At 44.8% G+C, this 6,000-nt stretch carries 6 protein-coding genes; 4 read left to right on the plus strand and 2 right to left on the minus strand.

Annotated features, from left to right (window positions below):
- The first annotated feature begins 67 nt into the window (after positions 1 to 67).
- Genes RAC86_RS12965 through RAC86_RS12980 form a run of 4 tightly spaced genes read left to right on the plus strand, consistent with a single transcriptional unit; the run spans position 68 to position 4,060 of the window.
- On the plus strand, positions 68 to 1,609 hold the full coding sequence (locus RAC86_RS12965; protein WP_377885697.1) for a spore germination protein: 1,542 nt from the start codon (positions 68 to 70) through the stop codon (positions 1,607 to 1,609).
- Complete coding sequence (locus RAC86_RS12970) at positions 1,590 to 2,744, plus strand: Ger(x)C family spore germination protein (protein WP_003243672.1); 1,155 nt, start codon at positions 1,590 to 1,592, stop codon at positions 2,742 to 2,744. Before RAC86_RS12965 ends, RAC86_RS12970 begins: the two co-directional genes overlap by 20 nt.
- Before the next feature lie 15 nt (positions 2,745 to 2,759).
- Positions 2,760 to 2,960: a hypothetical protein gene (locus RAC86_RS12975; protein ID WP_003233686.1), complete on the plus strand. Its 201-nt coding sequence runs from the start codon at positions 2,760 to 2,762 to the stop codon at positions 2,958 to 2,960.
- A 23-nt stretch (positions 2,961 to 2,983) separates the two neighbouring features.
- The gene (locus RAC86_RS12980; RefSeq protein ID WP_377885698.1) at positions 2,984 to 4,060 is read left to right on the plus strand and encodes an endospore germination permease; all 1,077 of its coding nucleotides are present in this window, start codon (positions 2,984 to 2,986) and stop codon (positions 4,058 to 4,060) included.
- Here the strand turns inward: RAC86_RS12980 and RAC86_RS12985 are convergent.
- Together RAC86_RS12985 and RAC86_RS12990 are read right to left on the minus strand one after the other, a co-directional pair.
- Entirely contained in the window at positions 4,057 to 5,472 is a 1,416-nt protein-coding gene (locus RAC86_RS12985) for an alanine/glycine:cation symporter family protein (protein ID WP_377885699.1), read from the minus strand. The genes RAC86_RS12980 and RAC86_RS12985 overlap by 4 nt on opposite strands.
- Positions 5,473 to 5,596: 124 nt before the next feature.
- On the minus strand, positions 5,597 to 5,989 hold the full coding sequence (locus tag RAC86_RS12990) for a DnaJ family domain-containing protein (protein ID WP_377885700.1): 393 nt from the start codon (positions 5,987 to 5,989) through the stop codon (positions 5,597 to 5,599).
- Positions 5,990 to 6,000 lie beyond the last annotated feature (11 nt).

Here is a 6,000-nt window from a genome sequence, read left to right on the forward strand (position 1 = left end):
AGACAAGGTTACCCTAAAAGTCACAAGCACTTATTGAATATGACATTAAAAAGCAGGGTGAGCCTCTATGAATAAACGCGACAAAGCGCTTCAGCTCATCAAAGAGCTTGAAGACAATCAGGACAGACCGATCTCTCCCAATTCGAAGGAAAACCTCGATAATCTGACCTTATTAACAGAAGGCTGCTCAGACATCGTATTTAGACAATTTGACTTTGGAAACGGGCTGTGCGGATTTATTGTTTATATCGAAGGAATTGTAAAATCTGAACATATTCAGGATCACGCCCTCCGCCCTTTCTTAATGCATTTGACGGATCAAATAAATGAACATGAAGAGGCGCTGCAAAATACTCTATCAATTTCAAGTGTTGCAATAGAAACGAGTATGAGCAAAGTGGCTGCATCCATCATTGAGGGGAACGCGGTTTTATTTGCCGACGGGCACTCAAAAGGGCTGATCTTAAATATAAAAGGCGGACAAAGAAGAAGCATTGAAGAGCCGATAACAGAATCGACCATCAGAGGGTCAAGAGAGGGCTTCACTGAAAGCCTCAGGGTCAATACCGCTCTTGTGCGCTTTCGCGTCAAAACGTTTCAGCTTAAAATGATCTCGTTTAAAATCGGCACGAAAACCAAAACCGATGTTGTCTTGGCCTATATTGACGGGCTTGCCGATCCAAAGGTCATTGACAAAGTAAAAAAAAGAATCAAAAAGATAAAGATTGATGCTGTCTTAGAAAGCGGATATATTGAAGAGTTTATCGAAGACGACACGTACTCGCCATTCCCCCAGCTGCAATACACAGAAAGGCCGGACACCGTCGCCGCCCAGCTTCTCGAAGGCCGATTTGCCATTTTCACAGATAATACGCCCTTTGTCTTAACAGGCCCGATTACGTTTTGGCAGCTTATGCAGGCCAGTGAAGATTACTATGAGCGTTATTTGATGTCTAACTTAATCCGCTGGCTTCGCTATATGTTTTTATTCGTTGCTTTATATTTGCCGGCTATTTATGTTGCCGTTATTACATACCATCAGGACTTAATGCCGACAAACTTAATGTTCAGTGTGGCCTCTGCGCGTGAACCGATTCCTTTCCCCGCCATCATAGAAGCATTGATTATGGAAATTTCTTTTGAGGCTCTCCGTGAGGCGGGAGTGCGCCTGCCGAAAACCATCGGCCAGACCGTCAGCATTCTCGGGGCCCTAGTCATTGGGACAGCCGCTGTTGAAGCGGGAATTGTGTCTGCCCCCATGGTGATCATCGTATCGTTAACAGGGATCGCGTCATTTACAATTCCGCGGTTTAACTTAGCTATCTCCATCAGGATGCTTCGTTTCCCGCTTATGTTTTTGGCAAGTATTTTTGGGATATTCGGCATTATGCTCGGCACGATTATCTTAGTGCTTCATTTATGCAAGCTGCAATCTTTCGGCATTCCTTATTTATCCGGGATTTCTCCGTTTAAACGAGATGAAGTAAAAGATATTTTTGTCAGGGCGCCTTGGTGGACGATGACCAGAAGGCCGGGCACGTATTCGCGCGGCAACGGACAGAAGGGAGCGAAAAGAGAGGACCCAAAAGATGAAGAAAACAATATATAAGTGTGTTTTGCCGCTTCTCATTTGTATCCTTCTAACGGGGTGCTGGGACCGGACAGAAATCAATGACATTGCATTTGTTGTCAGCTCAGCCATTGATAAGAAAAAAGATCAGTATCGAGTGGCCATGCAGATTCCCTTGGTCGGCCAATTAGGCGGACAAACAGGGGGCGGCGGCGGAACTGCCGGTTCAAAAACATGGTATGTTGATTCAGCTTCCGGCACTACGATCAGAGAAGCGAACAACAAGCTGCAAACCTCCTTGTCACGGACAATCAATACGTCCCACAGACGTACAGTCATTATTGGAGAGGATATGGCGAGAGACGGCGTTGCCCCAGTCTTTGATATTTTAACGCGAAATCCGCAGAACAGATTAACGGCGCTCATTTTAGTCAGCCGGGGAGAAGCGCGGGACATTTTAAATACCGATGTTCAGCTTGAACAGTTTCCGGCGGAAATGATTCGGGAGCTGGCCATTATCGCAACGAGCCGCCCCGTTTTCTTAAGCAGATTCATGTCTGATCTAGTAGAAATAGGCAGTGATCCGTATGCACCGGTCATCTCTGCATCTAAAACAAAACCTGGAGGGAAAGGCAAATCTAATTTGAAAATTGACGGGCTTGCGATCTTTAAAAAGGACAGATTGATGGATATTTTCAAAGATGAACACATGACAGCAGCCCTGATGTTGCTGAATCAAGCCCGCCAGCCAGAATTCATAGTAGACCTGCCGAATCAAATGGGGCAAGCATCCATTCAGCTTCAAAAGTCCAATGCATCCTTTCATGCCGCTGAAAAAAACGGAAAGCTGTCAATGACAATCGAGATCAGAGCCAAAGGAATTATTATGGAAAACCAATCAACCTATGAGACGAGAGAAAATGACCAGTATTACATCATTCAAAAAGCACTAAACAGAACCATAAAGAAGGATGTGATCAGCACCGTTCATCGTTTGCAAAAGTTAAAGGCGGACCCGGCCGGCTTTCAAGACAGGACCATCAGAAGCACGGCAACCACGAAGAATCTGCTGAAAAAGGAATGGGAAGAGGTATATAAAGATATGGAGGTTCACGTCGTCCCAATTGTGACGATTGAGCAGGGCGGTGTCCTATACAAAACGATCAGCCATTAATGGAGGTGCGTCAGCATGATCAGCTATATCGTACAGACATTGATTGTGTGCATTGCCATATACGCATATGAATGGAAGAATTTTCGTTCCGCTAACAATCTAACAAAATGGGCCTTCAGCCTGCTGATTGCAGGAAGTGCTTTTCTATGGATTTATATGAGAGTGAATCCCCTGCTTCCGCGGCTGGGGCACCTGTTTAAATATATTCCGTTTTGAACATGACAGAAAGGATGTGCTTTATGGACAAGACCTCTGCATACCAAGGATTATTTTTCGGAGCTCTGTATACGTTAGCAGTCGGATTAAAGCATGCTCCGATTCTCATGATCGAATCAGCAAAACAAAATGCCTGGCACAGCTACATCCTCGGCGTTGTCATCGTGATTCCGGCACTCTGGCTCATGCATAGGCTGATGAAAAAGCATCAGGATAAAAATATCTATGAGCTGCTGAGCGATTCCTCACCAATCGCAGGCCGGATTATCATTTTACTGTTTTCTTTGTATTTCCTGTTAATCAATGCTCATGACATCCGTTTTTTCATCAATTTGATTAACATTTTATTTCTCCCGAGAACACCAATGGCTGTTCTTGGCGGTGTTATTATCTTTGTGGCGATCTGTATTGCCAGAGAGGGAAAAGAAACATTGACCAGAATGGCGCAGATATTCCTATTTCCATTCGGCATCCTGGTCTTGTTCCTTCCATTTACGCTGGCCACACAAATTGAGCTTCAAAACTTGACACCTGTTTTTGAAGGTCTAATCCCATACCTTCAATCAGGCTATTACGCGTTTGGGACAATGGGGGAATTGATTATCCTTCCGCTTCTCTTCTCAAACCGGAGCGTCCCGCTAAAATACACCATTTTCGCGATACTGCTGGGCGCTTTATTGCTGGCCGTGATGTTATTTTCTTCAATTTCTGTCTTTGGTCCCAACCTGACATCTACTTTCTTTGATCCTGCTTATATGGTCATCAGGCAGATCCGCATTACGGATTTTCTGGATCGCTCAGACCTGATCATCGCGGCTTTTTGGATTCCAGTCATTATGGTGAAGATAGCAGGTTCCCTATATATCGTGGTATACGGCCTTTCGTTTTTACACTCAAAAATCGACCCGAAAGCCATGTATACACCAATCGGCATGCTCTCAGTCGTATGCAGCTTTTGGTTTTTTTTAAATACAAATCAGCTAATCGACTTTAACAGAATTAAACCAATTATTAATGTAGTGATTTCTCTTTTGCTGCCTTTACTCATTTATTTGATCATAAAAAGCAAAGCGGTGTTCGGCGCCAAAGCAAAGCACTAGGAGTTTTTAGCTTCTTTTGTTTGATAAACAGGATTCTGTTTTGTTTTTCTTATATCTTTCAGGTAGTACTGTTCAGATGTAAAGAATTCGGTGTACAGCGCTTTTACCTTTCTGCTCAATAACAACAGCACAATCACATTTGGAACGAGAATAAAAGCCAATGCTAAGTCCAAAAAACCCCAAATGGCTTTTGCTCCGCCTGCGGCACCTATGATAATAGCCGCTAAATAAACGAATTTGATCACGTGTCCTGCCAGCCGCCCGAACAGAAATTCAGCTTGCTTTACGCCGTAAAAAATGACAACCATAATGGTTGATACGACAAAGAAGACTAGGGAAACCGAAACGAAGTACCCTCCGCCAGAACCGAAATAATGCTGAAATGCAGCCGTCGTCAGTGCTGCCGGATCAATTGAGGCGTTCTTCCCTGTCCAGACACCAGATGCAAGAACGACAAAAGCGGTGGTCGTGCAGATGATCAAGGTGTCAATGACAATGCCGATCACAGACCAAAACCCTTGCCGCACAGGATGATCAGTCATTGCTGCCGCATGTGCAATCGGGGCTGTTCCCATTCCGGCTTCATTAGAATAAAGCCCGCGGGCAAATCCCCAGCGAACGGTTTCCGCCAACGCAGCACCTGCGAACCCTCCAACTGCTGAAGAAGAGGTAAACGCATTTGAAAAAACGAGAGAGAAAAACGCCGGCACTGATGATATATTCATGAGAACAATCAGGAGACCGGCACCTGCGTATGCCCCTGCCATAAGAGGCACGACAAACTCTGTTACTTTTCCGATCCGCTTTACCCCTCCTATCACCACTAAGCCGATCAAAAACGCAATTCCGATTCCTGCGTATATTTTATTGAAAGAAAACGTCTCGGCAAGCGAGACTGAAACCGAATTTCCCTGAACCATAATGCTCGGGATCAGCTCCACAATCAGCGCAACAGAGAAGAATACGCCGAGCCATTTCATGCGCAGCCCTTTTGTTATGTAATACATCGGTCCCCCGACGTATTCACCCTGCTCATTTTTTTCTCTGTAATGAACAGCAAGAACACTCTCAGAAAACTTAATCGCCATGGCAAATAAGGCAATAAGCCACATCCAAAAAACCGCTCCTGGTCCTCCAAACATAATAGCGGCGGGCACACCGACAATGTTCGCTGCACCGATCGTTGAACTGAGGGCTGAGGTCAATGCCTGAAGCGGTGTGACTGTGCCCTCTCCCTTCGGCTTTTTTCCTACGCTGCCGATTGTCTGTTTGAAAATGTATAAAGGATAGCGAAATTGAAAACCTTTCAGTAAAATAGTGAAATACAACCCCGTTCCCGTCAGCAGGATGATTAGCGGCGGGCCCCACAGCCAATCAGATATATGCTCTATCCATACTAATAGTCGTTCCATCCCATCACCCTTTTTTCGTTTATGAATCATTTCCCATAGATGGAAAAACATAAACCTTTTGACATAGAACTTGGAACATAAAAAGGATGGCTTTTATCAATCGCCATCCTGCAGACAAGACAAATCAGCTGGAAGAAGGTCTGTTTCGTCCAAGCCGGTCATATACTTTATTCTTATAAAAAGCGGATGCTGGCTTTGAAAACATGCCTTTTTTGTCGACAAGCTTATCAAGCAGCAATTGCTTTTCAGATTTTTTTCTGATTAATTGCTCGCGTTCTTTTTCGTCATAGCACTTTTCGATTAAATGGTCGATGGTCATAAGCTCTTTTTTGAGCGCGCCCTCGTCCTCTGCCATTCCCGCGTTTTTCAAAATACGATAGCCCATGCTCAGCGATTCCGGCAAGTGTGCCGCGTCATCCTTCGGCAGCGGCTTCCCCATTCCCGGGAGGTTTTGAAAGTCCCCGTCTTTGATGGCGCGCTTAATTTTATCTTCAGACACAATATGGGAAAAATCCATCATTTCACCTC

The organism is Bacillus sp. LR_5, assembly GCF_042709275.1.

What these genes read in the sequence shown, in the direction of transcription:
- RAC86_RS12965 (WP_377885697.1), top strand. Translation starts at nt 68, where the DNA reads ATGAATAAACGCGACAAAGCGCTTCAGCTCATCAAAGAGCTTGAAGAC.
- RAC86_RS12970 (WP_003243672.1), top strand. Translation starts at nt 1,590, where the DNA reads ATGAAGAAAACAATATATAAGTGTGTTTTGCCGCTTCTCATTTGTATC.
- RAC86_RS12975 (WP_003233686.1), top strand. Translation starts at nt 2,760, where the DNA reads ATGATCAGCTATATCGTACAGACATTGATTGTGTGCATTGCCATATAC.
- RAC86_RS12980 (WP_377885698.1), top strand. Translation starts at nt 2,984, where the DNA reads ATGGACAAGACCTCTGCATACCAAGGATTATTTTTCGGAGCTCTGTAT.
- RAC86_RS12985 (WP_377885699.1), bottom strand. Translation starts at nt 5,472, where the DNA reads ATGGAACGACTATTAGTATGGATAGAGCATATATCTGATTGGCTGTGG.
- RAC86_RS12990 (WP_377885700.1), bottom strand. Translation starts at nt 5,989, where the DNA reads ATGGATTTTTCCCATATTGTGTCTGAAGATAAAATTAAGCGCGCCATC.